General features: G+C 42.2%; 30 protein-coding genes. 16 read left to right on the forward strand and 14 right to left on the reverse strand.

Features of this window, described 5'->3' with window-relative positions:
• Window positions 1-29: 29 nt before the first annotated feature.
• From HM003_04760 to HM003_04770, 3 genes are read left to right on the forward strand one after another with little or no spacing between them, the layout of a single operon-like run.
• Window positions 30-365 carry a hypothetical protein gene (locus HM003_04760; GenBank protein ID MBX5328647.1) on the forward strand — a complete coding sequence of 112 codons (336 nt, stop codon included), beginning with the start codon at window positions 30-32 and terminating at the stop codon, window positions 363-365.
• Window positions 359-3,898, forward strand: a complete 3,540-nt coding sequence (locus HM003_04765) for a PAS domain S-box protein (protein ID MBX5328648.1) — start codon at window positions 359-361, stop codon at window positions 3,896-3,898. The genes HM003_04760 and HM003_04765 overlap by 7 nt, the downstream gene beginning before the upstream one ends.
• Window positions 3,850-4,314 carry a response regulator gene (locus tag HM003_04770; protein MBX5328649.1) on the forward strand — a complete coding sequence of 155 codons (465 nt, stop codon included), beginning with the start codon at window positions 3,850-3,852 and terminating at the stop codon, window positions 4,312-4,314. The genes HM003_04765 and HM003_04770 overlap by 49 nt, the downstream gene beginning before the upstream one ends.
• A gap of 63 nt (window positions 4,315-4,377) precedes the next feature.
• Here the strand turns inward: HM003_04770 and HM003_04775 are convergent, their stop codons facing one another.
• The 5 genes from HM003_04775 to HM003_04795 all read right to left on the reverse strand — a co-directional run bounded on the left by HM003_04775 (window position 4,378) and on the right by HM003_04795 (window position 7,533).
• Entirely contained in the window at window positions 4,378-5,277 is a 900-nt protein-coding gene (locus HM003_04775) for a GNAT family N-acetyltransferase (GenBank protein MBX5328650.1), read from the reverse strand.
• A 248-nt stretch (window positions 5,278-5,525) separates the two neighbouring features.
• On the reverse strand, window positions 5,526-5,627 hold the full coding sequence (locus HM003_04780) for a hypothetical protein (GenBank protein MBX5328651.1): 102 nt from the start codon (window positions 5,625-5,627) through the stop codon (window positions 5,526-5,528).
• A gap of 378 nt (window positions 5,628-6,005) precedes the next feature.
• Window positions 6,006-6,908: a hypothetical protein gene (locus tag HM003_04785; GenBank protein MBX5328652.1), complete on the reverse strand. Its 903-nt coding sequence runs from the start codon at window positions 6,906-6,908 to the stop codon at window positions 6,006-6,008.
• Between the two features lie 39 nt (window positions 6,909-6,947).
• On the reverse strand, window positions 6,948-7,250 hold the full coding sequence (locus HM003_04790) for a GNAT family N-acetyltransferase (GenBank protein MBX5328653.1): 303 nt from the start codon (window positions 7,248-7,250) through the stop codon (window positions 6,948-6,950).
• The gene (locus tag HM003_04795) at window positions 7,243-7,533 is read right to left on the reverse strand and encodes a hypothetical protein (GenBank protein MBX5328654.1); all 291 of its coding nucleotides are present in this window, start codon (window positions 7,531-7,533) and stop codon (window positions 7,243-7,245) included. The genes HM003_04790 and HM003_04795 overlap by 8 nt, the downstream gene beginning before the upstream one ends.
• Window positions 7,534-7,690: 157 nt before the next feature.
• On the opposite strand from HM003_04795, the gene HM003_04800 reads away from it, so the two are divergent.
• The 6 genes from HM003_04800 to HM003_04825 all read left to right on the forward strand — a co-directional run bounded on the left by HM003_04800 (window position 7,691) and on the right by HM003_04825 (window position 13,091).
• Complete coding sequence (locus HM003_04800; GenBank protein ID MBX5328655.1) at window positions 7,691-8,185, forward strand: GNAT family N-acetyltransferase; 495 nt, start codon at window positions 7,691-7,693, stop codon at window positions 8,183-8,185.
• A gap of 248 nt (window positions 8,186-8,433) precedes the next feature.
• Window positions 8,434-8,880: a transcriptional repressor NrdR gene (gene nrdR, locus HM003_04805; protein ID MBX5328656.1), complete on the forward strand. Its 447-nt coding sequence runs from the start codon at window positions 8,434-8,436 to the stop codon at window positions 8,878-8,880.
• On the forward strand, window positions 8,877-11,003 hold the full coding sequence (locus tag HM003_04810) for a ribonucleoside triphosphate reductase (GenBank protein MBX5328657.1): 2,127 nt from the start codon (window positions 8,877-8,879) through the stop codon (window positions 11,001-11,003). Before nrdR ends, HM003_04810 begins: the two co-directional genes overlap by 4 nt.
• Window positions 11,004-11,015: 12 nt before the next feature.
• Window positions 11,016-11,693 carry an anaerobic ribonucleoside-triphosphate reductase activating protein gene (locus tag HM003_04815; GenBank protein ID MBX5328658.1) on the forward strand — a complete coding sequence of 226 codons (678 nt, stop codon included), beginning with the start codon at window positions 11,016-11,018 and terminating at the stop codon, window positions 11,691-11,693.
• A 58-nt stretch (window positions 11,694-11,751) separates the two neighbouring features.
• On the forward strand, window positions 11,752-12,465 hold the full coding sequence (locus HM003_04820; GenBank protein ID MBX5328659.1) for an HAD family hydrolase: 714 nt from the start codon (window positions 11,752-11,754) through the stop codon (window positions 12,463-12,465).
• 281 nt (window positions 12,466-12,746) lie between these two features.
• A complete protein-coding gene (locus HM003_04825; protein MBX5328660.1) occupies window positions 12,747-13,091 on the forward strand; it encodes a DNA-directed RNA polymerase subunit H in 345 nt (114 codons plus the stop codon).
• A gap of 11 nt (window positions 13,092-13,102) precedes the next feature.
• On the opposite strand, the gene HM003_04830 is transcribed toward HM003_04825, so the two are convergent.
• Window positions 13,103-13,450 (reverse strand): LysR family transcriptional regulator, encoded by a 348-nt coding sequence (locus HM003_04830; GenBank protein MBX5328661.1) that lies wholly within the window; start codon window positions 13,448-13,450, stop codon window positions 13,103-13,105.
• 46 nt (window positions 13,451-13,496) lie between these two features.
• Here HM003_04830 and HM003_04835 point away from each other — a divergent pair, with 46 nt between their 5' ends.
• Entirely contained in the window at window positions 13,497-14,339 is an 843-nt protein-coding gene (locus HM003_04835) for a sulfite exporter TauE/SafE family protein (GenBank protein MBX5328662.1), read from the forward strand.
• A gap of 1 nt (window position 14,340) precedes the next feature.
• On the opposite strand, the gene HM003_04840 is transcribed toward HM003_04835, so the two are convergent.
• A complete protein-coding gene (locus HM003_04840) occupies window positions 14,341-14,592 on the reverse strand; it encodes a hypothetical protein (GenBank protein ID MBX5328663.1) in 252 nt (83 codons plus the stop codon).
• A gap of 146 nt (window positions 14,593-14,738) precedes the next feature.
• Here HM003_04840 and HM003_04845 point away from each other — a divergent pair, with 146 nt between their 5' ends.
• The gene (locus HM003_04845; protein ID MBX5328664.1) at window positions 14,739-15,425 is read left to right on the forward strand and encodes an HAD family hydrolase; all 687 of its coding nucleotides are present in this window, start codon (window positions 14,739-14,741) and stop codon (window positions 15,423-15,425) included.
• A gap of 20 nt (window positions 15,426-15,445) precedes the next feature.
• On the opposite strand, the gene HM003_04850 is transcribed toward HM003_04845, so the two are convergent.
• The 5 genes from HM003_04850 to HM003_04870 form a co-directional block, all read right to left on the reverse strand.
• Window positions 15,446-16,105: a methyltransferase domain-containing protein gene (locus HM003_04850; protein ID MBX5328665.1), complete on the reverse strand. Its 660-nt coding sequence runs from the start codon at window positions 16,103-16,105 to the stop codon at window positions 15,446-15,448.
• Window positions 16,106-16,151: 46 nt separating this feature from the next.
• Entirely contained in the window at window positions 16,152-16,553 is a 402-nt protein-coding gene (locus HM003_04855; GenBank protein MBX5328666.1) for a Zn-ribbon domain-containing OB-fold protein, read from the reverse strand.
• A 4-nt stretch (window positions 16,554-16,557) separates the two neighbouring features.
• A complete protein-coding gene (locus tag HM003_04860; GenBank protein ID MBX5328667.1) occupies window positions 16,558-17,730 on the reverse strand; it encodes a thiolase domain-containing protein in 1,173 nt (390 codons plus the stop codon).
• 150 nt (window positions 17,731-17,880) lie between these two features.
• Window positions 17,881-18,567, reverse strand: coding sequence for a Zn-ribbon domain-containing OB-fold protein (locus tag HM003_04865; protein ID MBX5328668.1), 687 nt, complete (start codon window positions 18,565-18,567; stop codon window positions 17,881-17,883).
• A gap of 3 nt (window positions 18,568-18,570) precedes the next feature.
• Window positions 18,571-19,866 carry a thiolase domain-containing protein gene (locus HM003_04870; protein ID MBX5328669.1) on the reverse strand — a complete coding sequence of 432 codons (1,296 nt, stop codon included), beginning with the start codon at window positions 19,864-19,866 and terminating at the stop codon, window positions 18,571-18,573.
• 32 nt (window positions 19,867-19,898) lie between these two features.
• Here HM003_04870 and HM003_04875 point away from each other — a divergent pair, with 32 nt between their 5' ends.
• From HM003_04875 to cobO, 5 genes are all read left to right on the forward strand, one after another.
• Window positions 19,899-21,107 carry a hypothetical protein gene (locus HM003_04875; GenBank protein MBX5328670.1) on the forward strand — a complete coding sequence of 403 codons (1,209 nt, stop codon included), beginning with the start codon at window positions 19,899-19,901 and terminating at the stop codon, window positions 21,105-21,107.
• Between the two features lie 184 nt (window positions 21,108-21,291).
• Entirely contained in the window at window positions 21,292-22,980 is a 1,689-nt protein-coding gene (locus tag HM003_04880; GenBank protein ID MBX5328671.1) for a methylmalonyl-CoA mutase family protein, read from the forward strand.
• A 14-nt stretch (window positions 22,981-22,994) separates the two neighbouring features.
• Window positions 22,995-23,402, forward strand: coding sequence for a cobalamin B12-binding domain-containing protein (locus tag HM003_04885; GenBank protein ID MBX5328672.1), 408 nt, complete (start codon window positions 22,995-22,997; stop codon window positions 23,400-23,402).
• 32 nt (window positions 23,403-23,434) lie between these two features.
• Window positions 23,435-24,391 (forward strand): methylmalonyl Co-A mutase-associated GTPase MeaB, encoded by a 957-nt coding sequence (meaB, locus tag HM003_04890; GenBank protein MBX5328673.1) that lies wholly within the window; start codon window positions 23,435-23,437, stop codon window positions 24,389-24,391.
• Entirely contained in the window at window positions 24,384-24,914 is a 531-nt protein-coding gene (gene cobO / locus HM003_04895) for a cob(I)yrinic acid a,c-diamide adenosyltransferase (GenBank protein MBX5328674.1), read from the forward strand. Before meaB ends, cobO begins: the two co-directional genes overlap by 8 nt.
• Window positions 24,915-25,126: 212 nt before the next feature.
• Here the strand turns inward: cobO and HM003_04900 are convergent, their stop codons facing one another.
• Entirely contained in the window at window positions 25,127-25,366 is a 240-nt protein-coding gene (locus tag HM003_04900; protein ID MBX5328675.1) for an Lrp/AsnC ligand binding domain-containing protein, read from the reverse strand.
• Between the two features lie 80 nt (window positions 25,367-25,446).
• Window positions 25,447-26,613, reverse strand: coding sequence for a winged helix DNA-binding domain-containing protein (locus tag HM003_04905; GenBank protein ID MBX5328676.1), 1,167 nt, complete (start codon window positions 26,611-26,613; stop codon window positions 25,447-25,449).
• Window positions 26,614-26,666: the final 53 nt, after the last annotated feature.

Consider the following 26,666-nt stretch of genomic DNA (forward strand, 5'->3'; position numbering starts at 1 on the left):
AACTTACGTTAACCTATCGAGGTAATAATTTGCCACAAAACAACTTTAGCAAGATTCTACTGTCAGCGGTGGAAGAAAGCTTATCCTCCCTAGGAGATTCGCCTAAACAAGCAATACTTTTCCATCTGGAAACCTCTTTCAAAATAGAAAAAGAGAATATACCCGCCAATCTGACCGAATTTGCAAAAGCTCTTGAAAAAATTTTTGGACCTGGAGCGTCATATCTTGAGAAGCTCATTTTGTCGCGTCTATATGAGAAACTTGGTTTAGAGTTCAAGAATTCTGAAAGCGCGAATTTTCTGGAATCTGTGGAGAATGTGAAGAAACGGTTAGCGGTTAAGGAGAGGTACGTGGTACGATGTTGAAAAGTTGCAGTTGCAGCGAAGTTGAGGATAGGCTTCGGCACGTTTATGAAATGTTACACGTTCTCACAGACGGCATAGATGAAATAGTATACGTGGTAGACCCCGAAAACTACGAGATATTATTTGTAAACAAAAAAGCAAAAAAAGTATTTGGCGCAAAAATCGCCGGAAAAAAATGCTATGCAATCTTTCACGGAAGAAAAACACCGTGTCCTTTCTGCACTAACAAACAACTCAAAAAAGAAACCAACAGAACCTGCATAAGAGAGCTTCAAAACAAAAAGAACAAACGATGGTACAAGTGCATAGACAAGGCGATTGAGTGGCCAGGGAAAAAGTATGTCAGATTTGGAATAGCCACTGACATCACTAGCCACAAAAAGCTGGAAGAAGCACTGAAGAAAAGCGAAAGGCGCTATCGTAAACTCATCGAAACCGCACCAGTAGTTATCTATACTCTTTCACTTGATGGCACTATTGCTTCGTTAAATCCAAAATTTGAAGAACTTACAGGATGGCGATGTCATAAATGGCTCGGTAAATCATTCGCCCCCCTTATTCACCCGGATGATCTACCTCTTGCTATGGAAACCTTTCAGAAAGCACTTCAAGGAGAAACTGTGGCACCTTACGAATTGCGCATTCGTTCAAGATCTGGCGAGTATCTAGTTGGTGCGTTTACAAGTGTTCCTCTAATTGAGGATGGAAAAATTGTTGGGGAATTTGGAGTTGTTCAAGACATAACCGAAAGAAAACGTGTTGAAAATGCATTGCGCGAAAGTGAAGAGCTTTTCCGTTCAGTAGTAAAAAACTCTCACGATACCATCATAATCATAGATGATAACTTTAAAATAATTTACGCTAATGATGAAGCTGTAAACTTGAGCGGGTACTCCAAGAAAGAAATTATTGGACAAGACTTCCGAAAATATCTCCCAGAAAAAGACAAGATTCTAGTCGAATCCAGATATATACGCCGCCAAAAAGGTGAAAGCATACAATCGCCGTATGAATTCAGAATTATTCGGAAGAATGGAGAAGAAAGAGACGTTGAAGCCAAAGTCAAAATCATAAAAGATTCCCACGGTAAAGTACGTTCAATCGTCCACTTGCGCGATATCACTGAACGTAAGAAAATGGAAAACGAAAGAAAACGCTTTGAAGAACGCCTCTCGGCATTAAACGTCTATGGCCAAAACTTAAACATGGCAAAGAACTTAAAAGAGCTTTACGAATTGACATTAGATGCTACTGAAAAAACACTCGGTTTCGAATACGCTTCACTTCTCATGATAGATGGAAAAATGCTTTGCATGGTAGGCTACAGAGGATACTCCAAAAATTTCTCAATAAAGCTACCATTAGACGGAGAAAAAGGCATAACAGTCAGAGTCGCAAGAACTGGCAGACCTATTTTCGTTCCTGATGTTAGAAAAGACAAAGCCTACGTTGAAGGCGGGGAGGGCATACGCTCTGAACTTGCCGTGCCCATTAAGATAGGAAAAAAGGTATTAGGCGTCTTAAACGTAGAAAGCAAAAAAACCGTTGCTTTCAACGAGCAAGATAAAAAACTTCTCGAAATATTGGCTTCTCACGCTGCAATTGCCATAAGCAACCTTAAGAGGCAAGAAAAACTGTCCGCGCTAAACGATTACGCCAGAAGCCTAAACAAGGCAGAGAACCTAGAAGAAATTTGCACTATCACTTTGAATGCTATGGAGAAAGTTTTAGGTTTCAGGTTTGTCGATGTTTTTGTGATTGAAGGAAAGAAACTGCGATTAGCAGCAACCCGTGGACTCATAAATGGACCAGTATTCAACTTGCCTTTAGATGGACAAAAGGGCATAACCGTGAGAGCCGCAAGAACGGGAAAACCAGTTCTTGTTCCTGATGTTAGAAAAGATAAAGCCTACGTGAAAGCGGGAACAGAAGGCATGCTTTCAGAGCTTGCCGTGCCCATAAAACTGAAAAACAAAGTCTTAGGCGTGTTGAATGTTGAAAGCGAAAGACTCGCGGCTTTTGAAGAAGAAGACGAAGAATTACTTGATCACCTCGCCTCTCACATTGCTATCGCAATAAGCAACTTGCGAAGACGAGAACAGCTCAAATCACTTTCTAAGAAACTGGAGAATCTCATGAAAAACAGCACGAAAATCATGCATATCACGGACATGCACAAAAGACTTGAGGTAATCGCGAAAGCCATTCAAGACTTCGGCTGGCGAAGAGTCGTAATTTCACTAACAGATGAAAATCTTGATAGACGAGAAATCGTCACAGCAGGCCTCACAGCAGAGGATAGAAAACTACTGATGAAAAAAATGGCGCCAGGACATGTATGGCAAGAACGCCTAGGACCAAAGTATGAGAAATATAGAATAGGAGAGTTCTACTACTTATCTTGGAACGATCCATGGATCAGAGAACATGCATTCAACGTTCCGCCTGGAACACCCCAAGACGTAGCTATAACCATTATGAGTGCAGTTCCAAGCAGATTATCAGAAGAGGAAATGGTTGACTGGCATCCACAAGATATGGTTTACGCTCCACTCCGCACGCCTACTGGAAGAATAGTCGGCTTGTTAACAATGGACGACCCGATAGATGGTCGAAAGCCAGCAAGAGAATCGCTTGGTCCCTTGGAACTTTTCTTGCATCAAGCAGCAATAACGATTGAAAACGCTCAACTTATCGAGAGTTTAAAAGAGGCAAGAAAGCAGCTTGAGGCGTATGCTGGACAACTTGAACAGAAGGTAGAAGAGCGAACTCGCGAATTGAAGGAATCTCAGGAGCAATTGCTTAAAGCTCAAAGGTTTGCGGTTATTGGTGAACTCGCTGGAATGGTTGGGCATGACTTACGCAATCCGTTGACAAGCATTGCTGGAGCACAATATTATCTCAAAAAGAGATTGAGTTCGGAGAATGAAAAAATAAAGGAGATGCTAGAACTAATAGAGAAGAATATAACCTACTCGAACAAGATAATAAATGACCTTTTGGACTACTCAAGAGAAATAGAGCTTGAAGCAGTAGAAAGCGACCCACGAACGTTAGTGCAAGAAGTCTTGTCAATTGTGGATGTCCCAGCTAATGTTCAAGTGAAGAACTTTGCGGGGCACAAACCGAAGATGGAGGTTGACACTGAAAAAGTGAAGAGAGTTTTCATGAACTTGATTAAGAACGCTATAGAAGCCATGCACAAAGGCGGGGTGTTAACAATAAAGAGCAGAAAAGTGAAGGATAATGTGGAAATCACCTTTTCAGACACGGGCGTCGGCATGTCAAAAGAAACATTGCGAAAGCTTTGGACACCGCTTTTCACAACGAAAGCTAAGGGAATGGGCTTCGGTTTGCCAATCTGCAAACGTTTCGTGGAAGCGCATGGCGGATGTATATCCGTGGAAAGTGCTCGTGGAAAGGGAACAACCTTTACGGTTACCCTTCCGATTAAGCCGGAAATAAAAGAAGGAGGTGAAAAATTATGGGTGAAACCGCTAGAATCCTCATTGTCGACGATGACGAAAACATAAGAAAAGTACTAGCAACAATACTTGAAGAAGAAGGATACAATGTAGAATCAGTGGACACAGCTAAAAAGGCAATAAAAGCCACTACGAAAAAGTTCTACAATGTCGCGTTAATAGATATCAGACTTCCAGACATGGAGGGCATAGAACTCCTAACACGAATGAGAGAAACAACGCCGAGAATCCGCAAAGTAATCATCACTGGCTATCCAACGTTACAGAATGCGGTTGAAGCCGTGAACAGAGGCGCAGACGCCTACATAATGAAACCCTTCGACATGGACAAAGTCTTAACGACAATCAAAGAACAGTTAAAGAAGCAAGAGGAAGAAAAGCGATACAGTCAAGAAAAAGTTGCAGAGTTCATCGAGACAAGAGTCAGAGAATTAGACATCGAAAAAGAAATGATGCGCAAGTAGATTTTCAAAAGTTTTTTCATAAAATTTTCCCAATTATCCTCTCAAATTTTAACTTTCAATGTTTTAGCCGTTGCGTTTAGACAGGGTTTTCTTCATGAATTTCCAATGGTGCTCTATTTGAAAACCGAGTTTTTGCAAAAGCGTCACAGAAGGCAAGTTCTGTTCTGCAGTGTACAACGCCACAGAATCAAATTCTTTTTCAAAAAGAAAATTCATCGCTTTACGTGTAAGTGCCGAAGCTAAGTTTTTGCCGCGATGCTCGGGGAGCGTGGCTGCGGGTCCAAGGTAGCCGCGTTTTGCTCCAAAGAAATTGTTGTATTCTGTATCTGGTTTGGCAACCACGACAGAAACTATTTGGTTGTTATATTCTGCGATTTGAATCCATTCTTCGTTGAAGACTTTATGTTCTTTTTTCCACCGTTCAATTGTTCCCTGCTGAATTCTTTCCCAGCCAAATCCAGCATTAACGGCTTCGACAAACGCTTTTTCCTCTGCAGGCTTTAAAGTGCGCAAAATGATTCCTTCTGGAACTTCTGGAAGAGGCTTTTTTCCGTCAAGCTTCGCTATCATGTGATATAGCCCTCCTTCAGGTTTGTAGCCTCTCTCAATCCACTCGTTGATTTTTGGGCTTCCAGCGTCAACAGCAGAAAAGACTGTTTCGCCTTTAACGTATTTTTCGATTTCACGGATAAGTGCGTCCTCTACGAGCTTTCTGTTAGGTTTTTGAGAAGCGACAACCCATTGGATTTCTTCGCCCCAGTGCCCGCTTCTGTATGAAACGGAGCCTATGACTTCGCCATTTTCCTCAGCCATTAAAATAGTGAGGTTTCCATCACGAATCCATGATAAAAGGTCTTCTTCAGTGTAAGGTGTGAACTCATGTGTGCCTCTATAGGCGTCGTTAAGTAGTTTGACAAGAACTGGCAAGTCTTTTTCTGTGAAGTTTCGAATTTTGAATGTCATGTTTTAGCCTTTTAAGCACAAGTTTAAAAGGGTATAATAAATGTTTAGTGCACACACTGTGAAATCACTTCTTTTACGTAACAACCTAGGTTCTAAAATCTCAATCCCCTTTTCTAAATTAGGAGTCTGGGTGGTTTTCAGTAAAATATAGGCAATTGTTTGCCTCCAAGCGTATGCTGGCTTTGTTATCTCAACAAGAATTGAATCTGATGTGTAGAAATACATAAGAAAAAGGGGAAAGCAAAATGTTATAATCGCTTTAATAATTCATCTTTTTTGCGCTGAAACTCTTCTTCAGTTATCAATCCTTTTTCCTTTAGTTTGGCAAGTTTTTCGATCTGGTCTGCGATATCGGTTTGTGGAGCACCACCTTAAAATCGGATAGCTACTCTATCATTAAAGTTGTACAGCTTGGACCAACAGGATTATTTTTTATCCAGTATTTTGGTTACTTTGGCGAGTTTATATCTGCCAAGAAAGTCCTTCTTATAAATGTGAAATAAGCCGCAATCCCGACATTGCATGATTTTGTTGACACCTTGAATATCTAATTCAACCAGTTCTAACAATCCACCACAGTCAAAACATTTCCCGGTGTACCTCTTCTGCTGCTCTTCTTCCATAATCGGTCATCTAATTCAATTAAGAAACATGAGAATAAAAAACTTTCCTGGAAGTAAGCGAGATACATAGTCAAACGCAGGTCAGCTATGTGTGTGCATAAATGCTCAGTATGCTACGTGAATATGTGATGGCAGTTTTGGAAATAGCATGTCTATTAAGTGTTTATGGCTTTGTCTTATGTTAAAGTCTGGATAAATCATCTCAAGCTCTTGTCGGCTTCTATATCCAAGCAGCAACTGCACGAAGACAAGCAGATTCAAACCGAGGGTTCTGTCCGCACAGTCTTCCATTCTATGAATTTTTGTAAATAATCCATTTTCTACTATGACTTGGACAGTGTAACGTCTGAAGTTGAAATTCAACTTTTCAGTTAGGTCATAATAAATGGATGAGGCAAGGCGTTGTTCGAAAAGTGATTTTATTTTTTCAAAAATCTTCACATAATCCGCTATGCGAATTTGCCATGCATAAGTGGGTAAACATTGAATGGCGCCAAGAGAAACCAACTGTTGAGTGAGGGGGTCGATGTAACTTGTCTGCGTCATCAAAACGTCTAATCCATGTTGTTTCCCATAATCTTTCAAGAACTTAAGAATCGCCTTATTCGTGTACCAATCAGCATCTGAAACTTCGCGCAGTATCAAAGTCTTGTTCTCTAAATCGCTGCTAATTCTAAAATAGGCGATTAGACTTCCGCCTTTTTCTGCTACGTACCCTTCGAATTTGTCTACTCCAGTTATGCCCGTTTCATGCTGCATCTTCCAAATTTGTTGGTCACGGATGGCGTGAACGTAAAATTTCTTCTGAGACTCCTCAAGCAACTGCATGACTCTGGGGATGCCCTTTTCGGTAAATGGGCGAAAAGTAAGGTTTGATTCGTAGTCTGGGATTTGTTCAAGCCTGATTTTTGTTTCTTCGAGAAGTGGCAGTGCGTATTCGTATCCGAATTGACGGTAAAAGTAGGGAATTCCTTCGATGGCGCAGAGGTCGTATCCCTGCTCTGCCACTTGTCTGTGGAATTCCTCTACAAGCCTTCTCTGAAGTCCTCAATGACGGTATTCGGCGAGCGTGGCAACTTGCCCCATCTCCGCCACTTGAAGCGGTATTCCGCCAATGCTCCATTTAACCGGAATCAGGTTGAGGGTTGCAACGATTTTCTCATGGTATTTAATGACCAAGAAGTTTTTAAGCGTCATTGTCGGGTGATGGTTGATTAGTTTTTGGGTGAATATGTCAACACCGCTGGTTTGTCCGAAAACTGCGCGCATCAGTTCGAGATATTGCGGTACGTCTTCTTCTTGTAAATGCCCTAAGATGAATGTGCTGTTTTCGTTTTTGATGTTAGACATAAAGTTGTTTGATGCTATTGGGTAATTTATTGATTACTGCTTTTGCTATGGATTTGAGCGTTGTTAATGGCGTTTTAGTTACTGATATAGACGTTTTGAATAGGTGAGTCATCCACAAGGCGCTGCACACATTCTTTAATATTACATTGCCTACTTTCATGCTGAAAACTTCTAACAAGGCTATCTCATCTATGGTTTTCTTCTTCTCCATTTGTTTTATTTTCACGTTTAACATGTTTCCTTGTGTTTTGAGTATGGTTATGATGTTTGTTGTGTGCATCATTTTGCTCGCCACTAGACATCTTGTATAGCAAGTTATAAGATACTTATTTCCATAACCAAATATATCCCAAATCGATACATAAACAAACATCCGCTAAAAAGGCTTAGCTGATAAACTTTAACTTAAAGATATTTCACCTTTTAGAAGAGGCAGTTAATTGGAAAGTATCCACCAGTTTCTTAAAGTTGAGAGCGTCAGAAAAACGGAGCATTTATACTTCAATCTGCTCAACTTTCAATTCTTCAAAAATAGCGAACGGGGGCAAGCCCTGTTTTTCGGAAGCCCTAAATTGTTGTCGCATGTAGTGGCGATACCATATATTCTGGCATTAGAAATCGTGTTTTTTGGGAAAAAGCGTCATTTTGTTAAGTCTGGCGAGCGTGTTGTTGGAATGTTTGTTTTGCGCGAAAAATCTGACACTTTGTACATCAGCAGTTTAGCTGTTGCTCCAGAATATAGAAGACTCGGCATAGCCACATACATACTCAAATATGCCAACGCATGGGCTAGACGATTAAACAAAAAATGGCTTGAGCTTGGAGTATCAAAACTGAATGCGCCTGCGCTGCGACTTTACAGAAAATTTGGATTCGCAAAGAAGGAGGAAAGGAAATGGTCTTTGGTCTTAAAAAAAGATATTGAAAACCCTTAAAAACATCATAATTTTTAGGTTTATTATGAAAACTTTTAAGCATGTTGCCTATTGTCTGAAATTGAGTTTCTTTTGCCTAAAAAAGTCTGTTTTGCCATCATTTGTTTTCTGTGATAATGTTTAACATGAACATGTTCTGTTGACGTGCGTTGCCATGCATTTCCATATTGTTGTAGAAACATCTTATATAATTAAACTCTACATTTAGCGTCTACTTTAGCTAACAAAACACTAAAATTGTGACGTATATGAAGTGTCCATATTGCGGGTCTGAAAACCTCAAAACCCTCGAAACAAGAGATTCGCCAGACAACACGGTTAGAAGGCGCAAAGAATGCGTAGACTGTGGAAAGCGCTTCACATCCTACGAGTATGTGGAAATCATAGAGCTCATGGTTCGAAAAAAAGATGATAGAATTGAACGTTTCGACCTTAACAAGATTATCCGCGGGCTTCAGAAAGCATGCGAAAAAAGACCCGTAACTATGGACCAAATTCACAAGTTAGCGGAACGCGTCCGACAAGACCTTATGCTACACGGCAAAGAAGAAGTTACCTCGCAAGAAATCGGCGACCTCGTCATGAAATATTTGAAAGGCTTAGACCGTGTAGCATACATACGTTTCGCATCTGTTTACAGGCAATTTGAAGAACCTGAAGACTTTAGAAAAGTGCTCCTTGAGGTGAAAAAGTGAGGTTTGTAAGAAAACGTGACGGAAGATTAGAACCCTTCGACCAAGAACGCATAACAAACGCCATTTGGAAAGCCGCAAAGGCTGTTGGCGGAAAAGACCGCGAAAAAGCCAAACAGTTAAGCGACAAAGTTGTCGCTGAACTGCAGAAACGTTTTGGAGACGAAGGCGTCCCAACAGTTGAAGAAATTCAAGACATAGTTGAGAAAACCTTAATTGAAGATGGACATGCACGAACGGCTAAAGCTTACATTCTCTATCGGAAACAGCACCAAGACCTTAGAGAATTAGCTGCGCTTTTGAGCTCTGCAGACCTCGTAGACCAATACTTAGACATTGAAGACTGGCGTGTCAAAGAAAACTCAAACATGAGCTATTCACTACAAGGCTTAAACAATTACTTGTCATCCACAATCATAGCAAAATATTGGATAACACGAATTTACCCGCCAAACATTGCAGAAGCACATTTCAACGGAGACATCCACATTCACAACTTAGGCGTCTTGGGACCCTACTGCGTCGGTTGGGACATAAAAGACTTATTACTCTCGGGTTTCGGCGGAGTTCCGGGAAAAATCGAAAGTAAACCTGCAAAGCACTTCAGAACAGCACTCGGGCAGATTGTAAACTTCTTCTACACTCTCCAAGGCGAAGCCGCAGGCGCTCAAGCCTTCAGCAACTTTGACACTTACTTGGTTCCCTTCATACGTTACGACGGGTTAAGCCAGAGAGATGTTGAACAAGCGCTTCAAGAATTCTTTTTCAACATGAATGTGCCTACACGAGTTGGTTTCCAAACACCCTTTACAAACGTGACTTTGGATTTGAAGATTCCAGATTTCATGGAAGACGAGCAAGTAATCGTAGGTGGAAACGTTGCAGATGAGACTTACGGCGACATGCAAAAAGAGATGGACATTTTCAACAGTGCTTACGCGGAAATAATGGGTCAAGGAGACGCCAAAAATAGGGTCTTTACTTTTCCAATACCCACTTATAATGTGACAAAAGATTTTGACTGGGACTCGCCTATAACACAGAAAATTTTCGAAGTAACCGCCAAATACGGAGTGCCATACTTCTCCAACTTCATAAACACCGACATGAAACCCGAAGACGTACGCAGCATGTGCTGCCGCCTAAGAATAGACAACAGAGAACTCTACAAACGCGGAGGAGGACTTTTCGGAGCAAACCCGTTAACAGGCTCAATAGGCGTAGTAACGTTGAACCTTCCAAGAATCGGTTATTTAGCAAAGGATGAAGACGAATTTTTTGAGCGACTAGACGCGCTCATGGAAATCGCCAAAACCAGCTTAGAAATAAAACGCAAAGGTTTGGAGAACTTCACGGAAAACGGTTTATACCCATACTCAAGGCGTTACCTGCGTAATGTTAAAGAAACCTACGGAAAATACTGGAAGAACCATTTCTCAACAATAGGTTTGATTGGCTTAAACGAAGCTGTTCTGAACCTTCTTGGATGCAACATAGTTTCGCATGAGGGCTTAAGCTTTGCAGTTGAAGTGTTAAGTTTTATGCGTGAAAGACTGGTTGAGTATCAAGAGGAGACAGGAAACATTTACAACCTCGAGGCAACACCCGCAGAGGGAACAAGCTACAGGCTTGCACGCCTGGACAAAAAACGATATCCAGACATAATTGTAGCTAACGAGAAATATTTGGCGAAAGACGCAGAACCATTCTATACAAACTCTTCGCAGTTGCCAGTGGACTATGAAGGTGACTTGTTCGAAGCTTTGGAACATCAAGAACAACTTCAGACGCTCTATACTGGCGGAACAGTCTTTCACATCTACTTAGGTGAAAGACTCTACTCATGGAAAGCCGCGGCAGAACTCATTCGCAAAGTGACTTGGAACTCGCGTTTGCCTTACTTCACGTTGACGCCAACATTCAGCATATGCCCCACACACGGCTACGTAAACGGCGAACACCGGCAATGCCCAACATGCGGCGCAAACTGCGAAGTCTATTCACGAGTGGTCGGCTACCTGCGCCCAGTTGACCAATGGAACGACGGAAAACAAGCAGAATTCGCCATACGCAAGACCTTTGACAAATCCGCCGTCGTGCCCGCAGTTGCAACAGTGCCTGCGTGAGAGAAAAACACTATGAAATTCAGTGGCATACAAAAAACAAGCCTCTTAGACTTCCCAAACAGAATATCCTCCGTATTATTCACGCCAGGCTGCAATTTACGTTGCCCGTTCTGTCACAATTGGCGAATAGTTATAGACCCTAAACCGCCATTTTTGCAAGAAGAGGCTGCGCTTAAGATTTTGGAGAGCCGCAAGAGGTTCGTGGATGCTGTTGTTGTGACTGGCGGCGAGCCAACAATGCATAAGGAAATGCCACGTTTTCTGAAGAAACTTAAAGCGAAGGGTTTCTCGGTTAAGCTTGACACGAACGGATTTTATCCGAAAGTGCTGGAAGAATGCTTACCATATGTGGATTATGTGGCGTTGGATGTGAAAACTTCTCTGGAAAAGTATCCACGTCTAGGCGCGAAAGATGTCTCACCGTTGCTGCAAACTATTGAAATTCTGAAAACTGGAAAGGTAGAATACGAATTTAGAACGACGGCAGTTCCAAGCTTCGTTGACGCTGAAGACTTACACAAAATAGCTGAACTCGCAGAAGGTGTAAAAATCTTTGCTTTTCAACAGTTTATTCCAGAAGACACTTTGGACAAAAACTTTCACACTGTTAAGCCTTACTCGCCAGAACACATCAGCAAATTCGCTGATGCCATGAAGGAATATGTTGGAAACGTAATACTGCGAATCTAAGGGCTCAAAGAGGAATTTGAATTTTCTATTATAAACCATCACAGAGAAGGCTTCAAGTATGAAAGACACTGTGCTATTTGACCTTGGCAACACTTTAGCCTATTATTTTGAAAGGCACGAGTTTCCAGAGATTCTCAAACAAGCCATCACTGAAGTGCAGACGTATCTTCGCAAAAAGAATCTTCTTCGGGTGACTTCTGATGTCATGTGGAATAAAGTGAAGGAAGAAAATTATGAAGCTAACGATTACCGCGTTAGACCCTTAGAAGAGCGGCTTATTCGAATTTTTCAAGTAGCTGATTTGGCACGGTATAATGAAGTTGTTAGGGACATGTGTTGCTGTTTCATGAAGCCGATTTTTGCCAGAAGTTATCTTTATGAGGATACATTACCAACCCTCAAGGAGTTGAGGACTGAAGGCTACAAGATTGCTATTGTTTCCAACACGACATGGGGCAGTCCCGCTTTTCTTTGGCGGGAAGAAATAGAACGGTTAGGCTTAAGCAAATATACGGATGCCGCTGTTTTCTGCAGAGATGTGGGATGGCGAAAACCAGCAAAACAAATTTTTGAATACACGCTAGAGAAGTTGCAATCGCTACCGCAAAACTGTGTTTTCGTCGGCGACGACCCACGATGGGACCAGGTGGGACCGCGCAATGTTGGAATAACGCCAATAATCATAGACCGCAAAAGAATAGCACAGCAAGTAGAGGAAGTATATTACATCAGAAGCCTTTACGAACTGCCAAGCAAATTGAAGAGCCTTTAACTGCAAAGCGTAAAGTTTAAAGGTTTAAGGCTTCGTTTAGGTTTCGAATGTTCCACTAATTAGAGGTTTATGATTTGAGCAAAGAAGAGGAAAGCATAGAGGAACGCAAAGCTAAAGTTCTAATAAAACTCCGCGGCTACAAGCTCATAAAAAAAGAGAAACATAAGGAAGCCACAAGCTTCATTGTTGACATTCCAAAAGAAAAAGAAAAAGCCATCATATGGTGTATTCCAGAAGAAGCCACTGTAGGCATAACAGACATCAACCGCCTACAGAAAGCCATGAAAGACGCAGACATTGAAAGAGGCATAATAATCACTGGCGGAAGATACACACACGCCGTAAAACAGAGCGCTAAAAAGAAGAAAATCGAGCTTCTGCCCAAAACCTTCCCAGTTTTCGACCTCTTCGAACATAAGCTTGTTCCAAAACATGAAATCATAACAGAAGAGGAAAAGAAACAGTTGCTTGCACAGTATAAGGTTGAGCCTTACCAGTTGCCCCAGATTAAGGCTTCAGACCCAGCTGTTAAAGCGATAGGTGCTAAACCCGGCGATATACTGCGCATAATTAGGAAAAGTGCAACTGCAGGCGAGCACATAGCTTACCGCTACGTAGTAGAATAGGCTTGTTTGTCTCATAATTTTAGTTGTTTTTCTTCTTCGATAACCTTCTTAAAATGGCGCTCTGCACGTTTATACTCACTTAACAAAGTTTTGCCAAGCTTAGTTAGCCTTGCACCTCCACCTCCAGATTTGCCGCCTCTGTATGTTTGTATTATTGGTTCGCCGAGGATTTTTTCCATTTTTTGCAAGTAACTCCACACGTAACGATAGGACATGCCAAGTTTTCTTGCAGCTTTTGAAATAGACTGTTCCTCTTCTATCTGCTCTAAAATTTCAGCTCCGCCCTTGCCTAGAACGGGTTTTCCTTCATAATCTATCCATATTTTGCATGAAAGCTTGAGCGTTTTTTGGGTGGACATGCGTTTAGTGGTATTTGTTGCGTTATGCTTATAAGTTTACTTCGTTATGACTAACAGAACATATCGAAACTTGGGAGGCAGCAACATCCTTAACAATTCACAAGTATCCGCGGAAAAAATAACATCGGCATTATTTTTTGGCTTTCTCATGGGAGCAGCAGCAGGCTTAATTGGGGTAGGTGGAGGAGAATTCCGCATTCCCATACTACTTTACGTGCTTGGGCTTCCCGTCATAACGGCAATCGCAGTCAATCTACTTATTGGACTATTAACAGTGCTAGTTTCATTTTTGAGAAGAATCCAACTGAAACCTCTAAATGGGCACGCAATCAACGTCGGCTTGGCTATGTCTATAGGCTCAATTGGAGGCGCCTATTTAGGAGCGTTATTAACTGACAAGATTCCTGAAAAACCATTAAAAAAGATATTAGCTGTTTTTTTGGTTATTATCGGATTGAAAATTGGGCTTGAACCTTTCATTCATATTCCCTTGCCGCCACTCACGCTCACGCTGGATATGTGGCAAGAAACAGCGTTTTCTATTCTAATAGGCATCATTATAGGAGTTATTTCTGGAACGTTAGGAGTTGCTGGCGGCGAATTTCGCATTCCAGCATTAATCTACCTTTTCAGTTTTGACATAGTTGTCGCTGGAACAACGAGCCTTCTGGTTTCCATACCCACCGTTGCGATGGGATTCGTTAAACATAATCAGATGGGTCACACAAACCGCGGAGCCACAATAATTGCAATATTAATGGGCTTGGGGTCGGTATTTGGTGCTTTGATAGGCGCGTCTTATGCAAATGTTATAGAACAGGATATTCTAAAAGTGTTGTTGGGCATAATTCTTATCTTGGCGACTGTGCGGATGGTTACAAAGCCTTAAGCTACTCTTTAGCTCCTTCGATAGAAGCTCCTTTTTTCATGTTTTTCTCGTTAATCAACTCGTACAAAATAACCAGTGCTTCGCCTAAAGGTATTCTTAATCTTGCAGCTAATTGGGCGGGGTTGATGTCTGGTTTTTCGTTTAGAACTGCTTCTCTTGTGTAAGCTTTATGATGAGGGTACATAACAAGCGCGTGAACTGTTTCAACGAGTATTGGCCACAATTTTTCTTTTGTGTAATCCTCAATGCTCATACTCCATCAATAAAGCTAATATTATGTGAAGTGGGTTATTCAGTTTACCCTTCTTATGGATTTTGTTAAGGCTGATAGTTGCATAACAAAGTTTATTTCCGTCCAAACGTTTTAGGATTAAACTCCCAAAAAGTGAAGGATACGCTATGATTAAGGCTGTAGTCTTTGACCTTGACGGAACACTTGCAAGTTTCAATGTAGATTATAGAGCCGTAAGAGCAGAAGTTAGGAGTTTCCTCGTAAAGAAAGGCTTGCCAGCTTCAGTTCTATCCATAAACGAAAGCATTTTCGAAATGTTGAAAAAAGCTGAAATTTTCCTCAAAAATAATGGTAAACCAGAAAAGGCGTTTATGGAAATTCGGAAGAAAGCTTTGGAGATAGCTGAAAAATACGAGTTGGAAGCGGCGAAAACTACGAGCTTGCTGTCTGGCGTTTTAGAAACGTTGAAAAGTCTGAAGAAAATGGGTTTGAAGCTGGGATTGTGCACGATAAACAGTGAAAAATCAACCGACTACATTTTGAAAAGGTTTAAAATAGCAGAGTTTTTTGATGCGGTAACTCCACGCGACAGTGTGAAGTATGTTAAGCCAAATGTTGAGCATTTAGAGGCAACTTTAAAGGCTTTGGAGGCTAACCCTGAAGAGACTATGGTTGTTGGAGACGGCGTTGGCGACATGAAGTGCGCAAGGGAAATGAAAGCAATTGCTGTGGGATTGCCAACTGGTGTTTCTTCTCCCAAAGAGCTAGTTGGTTCTGGCGCGAACTATTTTGTTACGTCGATTACGGATTTGCCAACACTTATAGAATACATCAATAAGACACCAGAAGCATAAGGAGTATTAGATAAAAGTCTTTACGGAGTAGCTTTTTGCACTTGATAAGTCACGCACCAGAAGCACTTGCCATAAAACACGCTTTTTCTATCAAATCCACTGTCATATTTACTGAAAATTTCCACAAGTTCTTCACTAGAAAAATAATTTTTAAGAATTAAGTGTTCGCTTCCATTCTTCAGTTTCCTCAGTTTATACGTGTCTTCTTCTCCTTTCCTAAGCACTAATGTTCCTCCAACACCCGGAACGTAAACGTTGTCCGCAATGAACACTTTAGAGCCGCTTTGTAAAATTCGATGAAACCCTTGCATGAAACGGTCAATTTTGCTTTTTGGAATGTGTGAAAACCAGAAATTCGCTAATCCCCCATTAAATGCGCTTTCTTTAAAGGCTAAAGCATACGCGTCTTCCTTACAGAAAGAAACGGGACATTCATAATGTTTCCTTTTTGCAATTTCCAGCATTTCTTGTGCAAAATCTATCGCTACTATGCTATGTGCGGTTTTTGACAGAATCTGCGTCCAATACCCAGTTCCACACGCTATTTCAAGAACCTTTCTGCCCTTCAATGTCTTTCTTAACACGCTTGCTAAAATTTGCAGTTCTTCTCGTCGAACTGGGTCGTCTCGGTGATAAATTTCTTCATATTCCTCTGCGCGCCTTCTGTAATATTTTTCCATGGCAATCGCAAAAAAGGTAAGATTTAAACTGCTTAAATGTTATGTTCTAAGCTGGCTTGAAGAAGTATCTGGGCCATTGTGGCCATTGTTGAGTCGCTGCGCATGTTCCAAAGTCCATCGTGAGCGGCATTCCTATCTTTATGTGTTCTGGAGAAGCCCTTATCATTCCTGGAATTTTTACGCCATTTTCAAGTTGCACTATACCTACAGCGTATGGAGCCATTCCCTGAAATTGTGAAGGTGCCACGTGAATGACTGTGTATGTTAAAAGTTTCCCTTTAGGCGAGAGTTCAATCCATTCAAAATCTTTTGAGAAGCAGCTGTCACATAAGGGTCTCGGCGGAAGGTGCACTTTTCCGCATTTTCTGCATTTTGCGCCCATGAGTTTTCCTTGAAGTAAGTGCTTGTAAAACTGTTCTATAGTGAAGGCTTGAATTTGCTCCGCCATTGTTTTATCCCCTCCTGTAAATATGAACTGTGGCAGTCGCTCCTGAGCCGCCAACATTATGTGTTAAGCCTATTTCCGCGTTTTTCACTTGTCTCTTGTCCGCTTGCCTTGTTAGCTGCAAAAATATCTCATACGCTTGTCCAGTTCCAGTTGCGCCTACTGGATGTCCCTTGGCTTTTAATCCGCCGCTAGTGTTGACTGGTATTCTTCCTCCAAGTTTTGTTTCGCCCTTTTCCGCTAACTGTCCACCTCCACCTGGCTTGCAGAAGCCCAAGTCTTCATAAGCGATTATTTCGGCTATCGTGAAGCAATCATGAACTTCTGCCACATCAATATTTTCTGGTTTAACATCAGCCATTTCATACGCTTTTTTAGCGGCTAACCGCGCTGCCGCAAGTGAAGTGAAACTTTCGCGTTCATACAAGCCAATAGTGTCACTTGCCTGTCCACTGCCTATTATGTGCACTGGCGTGTCGGTGTATTTTTTGGCTAGTTCTGGCTTTGTCAAGATTAAGCAGCTTGCTCCGTCAGTAATAAGCGAACAATCATAAAGCTTGAGAGGCCAAGCGATGACCCGTGAAGACAGGGCATTTTCAGGCGTTATCTCCTTCTGCATGTGTGCTTTAGGGTTTAGGCTACCATGATAATGATTTTTCACTGCAACAGCTGCCAGTTGCTTTTCTGTCGTGCCATACTTGTGCATATGCGCCGTCGCCATAAGCGCATATAATCCTGGAAAGGTTATGCCATGCCACTGTTCGAATGGGTAATCCGAAGCCATGGCTAAATACTCCGTAACTTCAGCCGTGCTTCTATGCGTCATCTTTTCAACGCCGCCAACCATCACAACATCAGCTAAGCCTGAAAGCACAGCGTAAATCGCGGCTCTTAAGGCGGCTCCTGAAGAAGCACACGCGGCTTCTGTTCTTGTAGCTGGAACATGCAGCAAGCCAGCCCACTCAGCCATTGTTGCGCCAGTATGTCCTTGATGCTCGTAGGATTCGCCCATGTGTCCAATAAACAAGGCTTGTATGTCTTTTTTTGGGTTTAGGTTTGGGCAGCGGTCAAAGGCTTCCTTTGCGGCTTCTGCAAAAATTTCCCGTGCGTATAAGCCTTCCAGTTTTCCAAATTTTGATAACCCAGCAGAAACAATTGAGACAAGAGGTTTTCCCTTCAAAGCCTAATTCCTCTTTAGAGCTGATGCTTATTGCGGAAAGTCGAATAATGTTTGAACGAGTATTTAAATTTCTTCAATACGTCGCCAAGTTTTTCATGTAAGAAGATGTTAAAGAAAAAATCTGGAAAAAAGATAAAAGTGGAAAGGATGTTACTTAGGTCCGAATGTTTTCTTAACCCAAGCCCGCGTTTTTTCCATGTCTTCTCTGAAGCGCTTTAGCTCTTCAGGCGTTCGCTTTGGCGGTTTTGGCTCTTCTGTAGGTGTCGCATAAACGTCTAAGAGGTCACCTTTTGGTTGCTTCTCGATGTGTATGTTCACCTTTAAGCCAATGTTCACTTTCTCTGGGTCAATGTCCCTCATAGTCATAGGCAAGCAAGTGTTTGTTCCTTCTATGCGCACCATTGCACCAACCAGCGGTTGAAGATGCGCCATGGAAGGCCACGCAATCGCCATAACAGTGTATGAAAACACTTCGCCTTTCTTTGGAAGCTCAATCCACTCTGTTTCTTGAAGTCTACATTTGGGATTGTAGCAATGTGCACGTGGGGGACAATAAACTAGTCCGCATTTTGGACATTTTGTTCCGTAAAGTTTGCCTTCTAAAAGTCCCATGAAGAATTTTGAAACTTTGCCATAGCTGTGATGAAACACGCTACCGTGTGGTCTATGCACAATTAGGAATCGTTCAGGTTTTAAATCATTCAATGTTGGGCCATCGTTCATTTCGATTATTTTCCATCCTTCGGGTCGCCAGCCGCCTTTGCGTTCCCAATCTGCCCACCATTGCTCGTCAATTTTCTTTTCTTTGATTAACTTTTCAGGACCAGGTTGTTTCATTTGTTACACCTCCAGAACCACGGCGCCAGCTTGACATCCCGTGCCGCCATGTCCATGTATGAAGCCCCTCTTCGGATTGCTCAATTGTCTGCCTGGAGCACCCCACTTCTTGCCTATTTGATTGCTAAGTTGCCAATACACGTCAACCACTTGAGCGATTGATGTTGAACCGACTGCATGCCCTTGCGCTGTCAAAGCACCGCTGAGTTGACATGGAAGCTCACCATGCGGAGCAATCACTCCTTCTCGAAGCAATTTCTTTCCTTCGCCTCTTTTACAGAAGTCAAAATCCTCTAGTCCCGCTAAAACCACGCCTGCGTAGGGGTCAAAGATTTCGACTAAACTTATTTCTTTTCTTGGATTTCTGATTCCAGCATCCTTGTAAGCCATTCTTGCGGCTACGCGAAGCGAACCAAAGTTTGTTAGATCTGGGTAAGGTGACAGAGGACGTGGAATTTCTTTAGGCCATATTTTTTCGTCTTCTGGATACAAACCCTTCCATGCTGGATTGTCTGGACGGTCTCCAGGTCTCATGGTGTCGGTTCCAAAGCCAACACCAGTAATCCAAACTGGATTGTCAGTCAATTTTTTTGTCATTTCTTCATTCGCCAAAAGTAAAGCTGATGCGCCTTCGCTTGTCATTGCACATTCGTAAAGCCTATATGGCCAAGAGATTAAGCGCGATTTGTAGACGTCTTCCACTGTGATTTTGCTGAAGCCATGCTGGGCAGGCCATTGTGCATAGGGGTTGTCAAGGGAATTGTTGTGGCATAGAACCGCGACTTCCGCTAAGTCTTCTTCTGTTTCGCCGTAAACGTGCATTCGGCGGGTTTCAAGTGTGGCGTAGAAAGCGTTATAGGTGAAGCCCGAAACGAAGTCCCAGTCTGTGTCGCCTGCGATGGCTATGGCTTCGTTGACTTTCTGTATTGGTAGTTCATTCATTTTTTCCCATCCTACCACGAGAACTACGGGAAACATGCCTGAACGTATCCATAATGCCGCGTTTACTATCGCATCGATTGGAGTAGCCCCTCCCGATTCAACTCGATAGGCTGGTACGCCGCTTAAGCCTAAGTAATCGTGGATTATCCAGTGCATACATTGCTGTTGTTCTAGGATGTCGCTGAAGTAGGAGTAGCAACATGCATAGCCTTTTCTTATGAAATCTCCAAGTTCTAAGTCTGGCACGTCGTCCAATATCATTTTAACAGCTTCTGCGCACATTTCTTCCTGCAAAGTGTGTCTTGGATTGTCAAACCTTGATATGCTACCTGCAACTATTCCGACTTTTTTCGTCAATTTCTCCACCTCAATTTTAAAAGTGTAGTTAGTTGATTCCAACAACTATAAGATTTTTGTGGAAAAATAATGCCATAGTCAACATGAAACACTTCAAGAATCCTTTTATAACCTCTATTATCAATTTCATTGACATGCAAATACTCAAATTAGGCACAGCCTTGCCAAAAAACGAGTATTCAACAGAAAAGCTCCTGGAAACTTTTCCATGCTCACTTCCAGAAGGCGTCAAACAAAACGTGCTCAACCTCGGAGTTCAGCGACGTTACCTCATCAATCATGCAAACACAAAAGAAGGCATGGACGAAAACGCAATCATCAAACTCTGCTCTGAAGCATGTGAAAAGGCGGTTCAAAACGCTGGTCTCTCTGCGAAGGATATTAACTATTTTATTGCAGCCTATGACGCCACTCCATTCCTCAGTCCCGGGCTCAGCCAACTTCTAGTTCGCAACATCGGCTTCACGCCTTACATTAAGCATGTTAATGCTCAAGGAATAGCCAGCACGGCTTTTCCCAAAGCCCTAGAGCTTGCAGAAAACTATCTAGCAGCACATCCGAAAGACTATGTGCTCATCTGCATTTCTGGAGTAAGCTCCTGCTGGTTTCAAAATCAAGTGCACGGTATGACAGATGTTATGGAAATTAAACATATAAACCAAATTAAAAGTGCGGCTAAAAGACGTGATGAGTTGCAAAAGTGGGTTGCAACTATGGAGTTTTTCCTTTTCGGCGACGGCGCAGCCGCATGCGTTGTTGCCAATAAGGGAGAAGGCTTAACTGTGGAGAAAAATGTGGAAGTAACAAATATCGTAAAAAAAGATTACTTAGCTGGATATGCAAAACTTTCAGCTTCAAACAAGCCTTTCTCGTTTGGTTTCTATTCACATCTTGATAAGAAAATTCCAGAACTCGGCGTTAAATACACAAGTTTGGCTCTTAAGAAATTGTTTGGCAAAACCAACCGAGACGCCATAAAAAAGGTTAAAAAATGGGCAGTTCACACCGGCAGCGAAAAAATACTCGCTACCTTAGCCGAGCGTAACGAGATTCCATACGAAAAAATTAAGGAATCCCATGAAATTCTAAGAGAATATGGCAATTTGGCAGGCGCAAGCTTACCGTTTATTCTTGAAAGAATCATTTCAAACACGAAACTTGTTGAAGAAAACGCTATTACACTGCTTGGATATGGATGGGGATTTTCAGCCGCTGCTTGTCTACTGAAGTTTAAGCACTGACCATGCTATTGATTTGAAGTGCCCTTTCTCTTTTAAAAGCTCGCGATGACGAGTTTTACTCTATCGATTGCCTGTTTAACTTTTTAACGTAAAAACAAGGAATTTCAACCGATAAGAAAATATCTATTTAGGGTTGATACTCATATGTTCCTCAAAATTAACGACTCGTTAGTGGAGGCAGAGCATGACAATATTTGATGAAAAACAGATTAAAGAACTTAAACAAGAACAGGAACGCTGGGAAAAAACGACCCTTCCTAAATGGCTAGAGCAATGCAAAGAATGTAAAAGCGAATTCAGAAATCACTCTGGAATTCTAATAAAACGTTTGTATACGCCCGAAGACGTTAAAGACTTAGATTATATGCGTGACTTGGGTTTTCCAGGTGAATATCCTTTCACTCGTGGTGTCCATGCGACAATGTATCGTGGGCGCTTATGGACTATGCGCATGTTTGCAGGTTTCGGCACCGCTGCAGACACTAACAAGCGGTTTAAATATTTGCTGAAGGAAGGCGAATCCGGCTTAAGCACGGCTTTTGATTATCCTACTATTATGGGTTACGATTCAGACCATCCCATGGCGAAGGGCGAAGTTGGCGTGTGTGGAGTAGCCATATCCTCCTTGCAGGACATGGAAGTCTTATTTGACGGTATACCATTGGACAAGGTTACAACTTCAATGACAATAAACGGACCAGCACCCATACTTCTTGCCATGTACGTTGCGGTTGGCGACAAACAAGGAGTACCGAGAACAAAAATCGGCGGAACCACACAAAACGATAATTTGAAGGAGTTTTTCGCTCAGAAACTCTGCATTTTTCCGCCGAAGCCCTCGGTTAAGCTGACCACAGACGTCATTGAATATTGCGCTAGACACTTACCAAAATGGAATCCAGTCAGCATAAGCGGCTACCACATTCGCGAAGCTGGCGCAACAGCCCTTCAAGAATTAGCTTTCACAATTTATGATGGAATAGCCTATGTAGAATCCACATTGGAAAGAGGCTTGAAAGTTGACGAGTTCGCACATCGCTTGTCCTTCTTCTTCGCATCCCACAACGACTTCTTCGAAGAAATAGCCAAATTCCGCGCAGCACGCAGACTCTGGGCCAGAATAATGAAGGAACGGTTTAAGGCTAAGAACCCGAGGTCTATGTGGATGCGCATGCACGTTCAAACTTCTGGATGTACACTAACAGCGCAGCAGCCATTAAATAACATTGTGCGCACGACGATTCAAGCTTTAGCTGCTGTTTTAGGCGGAACCCAATCGTTACATACTAACTCGTTTGACGAAGCCTTGTGCCTACCAACTGAAGAGTCTGTTAGAGTGGCTTTGAGAACACAGCAGATAATCGCCTACGAAAGCGGAGTAGCTAACACAGTTGACCCGCTTGGCGGCTCATATTACGTTGAAGAATTAACGAACGAGATGGAACAGAAAGCCATGGAATACATCCAAAAAATTGACGATATGGGCGGAGCAATTGCAGCCATAGAGAAGGGCTTTTTCCAGAAAGAGATCGCAGACAGCGCTTACAAATATCAGCGGGAAGTAGACGAAAAAAAACGGATAATCGTCGGCTGCAACGAATACACAATTGAAGAGGAAAAATGTCCAATAGAACTTTTACGTGTCGACCCCAAAGTTGAAAGAGAACAAGTCGCCAGACTGCAAAAACTAAAAAGGGAACGTGACAACAGAAAAGTGAAAGAAACTCTTGAAAAACTGCATTACGCAGCAGAAAAGGATGAAAACCTCATGCCAACAATAATAGAAGCAGTAAAAGCCTACGCGACACTGGGCGAAATTACCGATGTGCTGCGAAAAGTTTACGGAGAATATAAGGAGTTAATCATAATTTAAAGAGGCGAAAAAACATGCAGAGTAAAAAGAAAATTAGAGTGTTAATTGCGAAGCCAGGACTTGACAGCCATGATAGAGGCGCTAAAGTCGTAGCCCGCGCTTTGCGAGACGCTGGAATGGAAGTAATCTACACGGGTTTGAGGCAGACTCCAGAGCAGATTGTTGAGACTGCACTGCAAGAGGATGTGGACGTTATTGGATTGAGCATTCTGTCTGGAGCGCATAAGGCTCTCTTTCCACGAATAATGGAGTTGCTCTCTCAGAAGGGCTTGACTGACGTGATGGTTTTCGCAGGTGGAATAATTCCAGAAGAAGACATTGCAGAACTGAAAAAAATTGGGATAAAAGAAATTTTTGGACCCGGAACGCCAACAGAAACCATAATCAAGTATGTATTAGAGAACGTTCCAAAAAGAGCGTAAAATCAGCAGAAAGTGCATGGGCTTTGTTAACAATTGAAGAGATAGTCAAGGGTGTTCTAGCCGGAAACCGCAGAAGCATAGCAAGAGCCATAACTATGGCTGAAGACAACACACCAGAAGCTCAAAAGCTAATAGCTGCAATTTATCCGCACACTGGAAAAGCTCACATAATAGGGTTAACTGGTCCTGGCGGTTCCGGAAAAAGCACGCTTATCGAGAAAATGGTGCGGGAATATAGGCGCGAGGGCAAAACAGTGGGCGTTGTAGCCGTGGACCCGTCGAGTCCCTTCACAGGAGGCGCGTTTCTCGGCGACAGAATTCGTATGCAAGAGTTGAGCACGGATGAGGGCGTTTTTATACGGAGTATGGCAACACGCAATTATGCTGGTGGAATAGCCAAAGCCACTAAGGATGCAGTTAAAATCTTGGACGCCGCAGGCAAAGACATTGTTTTAGTTGAGACTGTTGGGGCGGGGCAGTCAGAAGTTGAAATAATCAAAGTGGCACAATCGATTGTGGTTATTCATGCGCCGGGTCTTGGAGACGACATACAAGCCATAAAAGCAGGACTGATGGAAATAGCGGATATCTTCGTAGTAAACAAGGCAGATAGAGAAAACGCAGACAAAGCCGTGATGGATATTCAGGCGATGTTACAACTAAACAATAAGGAAACCGCATGGAAACCGCCCATCCTGAAAACGACGGCCTTAACAGGTGAAGGTGTCTCGCAACTCGTCAAAAAACTAGAAGAGCATAGGCATTTCTTGGAGAAGGAAGCAGAACGTAAGAAGAGTCTTTTGCGGGCTGAAGCTGAACTGGTTGAAGCGGTAAAAGAGAAAATAGTCAACGTAGTAATAGACGAACTGAAGAAGGAAGGAAAGTTTGAAGAACTATTGCAGAAGATTCTAGACAAAAAAATAGACCCATCATCCGCTGCTGAAAAACTGTTAAGCGAAAAGTTGAAGAAGGCAGCACATAATGCCTAAACTTGAAAAAGGGCTTGTGCAAGTCTACACTGGAAACGGCAAAGGAAAGAGCACTGCAGCTTTTGGGCTTGCCTTAAGAGCAATAGGCAGAGGATTAAAGGTTTACATTATCCAGTTTATCAAAGGCGGATTTGACTACGGCGAGCTATATATTGTGGATAAGCTTCCAAACTTAACTTTGAAAGCCTTCGGCAGAGGAAAATTCGTAACAGAAAAGCCTCCAGCAGAAGTGGATGTGCAATTTGCTGAGGAAGCCTTAGCCTTGGCTGAAAAGATTGTCAAAAGCGGCGAGTACGACATAGTAATTTTAGACGAAGTTAACGTGGCTTTACACTTGAAACTGATTAAAACTGAAAGAGTTGTCGCGCTGATAAAAGCTAAGCCGAAGCATGTTGAGCTTGTTTTGACTGGACGTTACGCTCCAAACGAGCTAATGGAACTGGCTGATTTAGTGACAGAAATGCGAGAGATCAAGCATCCCTACAACAAGGGCTTCGAAGCAAGAAAAGGAATAGAATACTAAACCTTCGCTTCAACAATGTCGCCATCACACAGTTTAGACAACTTCAAAATTTTCATTTTGTCCACATTAACAACAACTAAGGGCATTGTATTTTAGCTTGTTGACTATTGTGATGGTGTTAGCAAGTTCTTTGGTGCACTAAAACATGAATGGCTAAAGTGTCGAATATGCTTCGAAGTCGCAACTTACGAGAACAATCGAAGCTTCCGCGGTTATTTTCTGATGGTTGGTGGAATAGCTATCAATGTCTGGGTTCCACGCACACCTCTAAGTTGCTGGATTTTCTCGATTATTCTACCCAAATCCTCCATTTTTGGAAACTCCACATAAACTACAGCGTCAAACTGTCCAGTTACCGCGTGCGCCTTTCTAACGCCTTCAATTTTAAGCGTAGCGTCTGCGACTTCCCATATCATGCCAGGTTCCGCATTAAGGAGAATGTAGGCTTCCAAACAATTTTTCCTCAATTACTATAATCTGTCGGTTAGAACATAAAAAACTTAAGAAAATCATCCGTTAAGGCAGTCTATGCTCACTCTATTTCAACGTTAACTTCTTGATTGGCCATTAGTTTTCCAAGAGTTTTTGCTTTTTGAACTACTTCACGTTCTATTTCGCTTTCGGGGTGTTGAAAGAAACGTAGTTTTATTGGTCCTTTTCCTTCTTCCAAGCTTCGGTTCCATGTTCCCACAATTTTGCCGTCTAATAGTATGGTCGGCTGCACTCCTCCGCCTACATACACATACTTTTCATATTTTTTGTCGATTAGTCTATCTCTTATCTTGTAACCTTTTGTGTAAGGGTCTTCGTAAGGAAGTAATTGCGCAGAACATGTTCTAGGCGGTTTGAACTTAATGAATTGTTTATAATCGGTGTGAAGCATTAAATGTTCTCGTTCAAAATTTTCAATGCTCACTCGTAGCAGTTCTTTTTCTATTGCTACCAGAACTTTCTTTAAGTCAGTTTTGTTGAAACCGGTCCACCATGCAATGTCTTCTTCGGTGACTGGACCAAATGTTTTGATATATAGCCTAACCAGCATTGCCTTTGCTTCTTCAATTTCCACTGCTTCAAGGTCCAGCTTAGGATAACCTTCTTTAAAGAGCATGTAGCGGTTGGCTTTCGTGATGCCAAGCGTCTTTGCACCTTTTTCGCTTATCACTATTCCTTGACGAACCAACAAGTTTAGAGCCATGTTTAAGTTAGTCATTCTATAGACGCTTTTTCCTTCCTTAAGCTCAAGAGTCCTAAGCATCGACTTTGGCAAGGCGCGTTTAATTTCGTGGAGAGTTTTTCCGCCGTTCTTCAAAATATTGTAGAGTTTCTCTTTTAATTCGTCAAATTCTTGTTGTGGCATTCCCGACTCTGGCGCGAGTATCTTAGCCGTAGCTTTTAGAACGTTGGGTTTTACTGCTTGGTAGATTATAGGTGCTAGTTCTATGGAAGTGATGAAGAGGGTGCCTCTCATGGCTCTTAAACGTAGTAAATTTCTTTTCTTGTAGAATTCTTCATCTAAATCGCTTCTTTTGAAATTTTTCATTCTGGCGAACAAGGAAAGGTAAGTTGTTCCCACGCTGGTAGCATGCAAGGCGATTATGTCATTGACTACTTGAATGATGCTTTCGCCTTTGGAACCCGGTAACAAATGGTGCTTATGAAGAATGTATTGCGTGGTGGCATGCTCTTCTAGGAACTGCATAAATATTCACTAATGAACAGATGTTATTAGAAGCTTTTCTCGTTTTTCGAAAA

The organism is Candidatus Bathyarchaeota archaeon A05DMB-5, assembly GCA_019685655.1.
GTDB lineage: Archaea > Thermoproteota > Bathyarchaeia > Bathyarchaeales > Bathycorpusculaceae > DSLH01.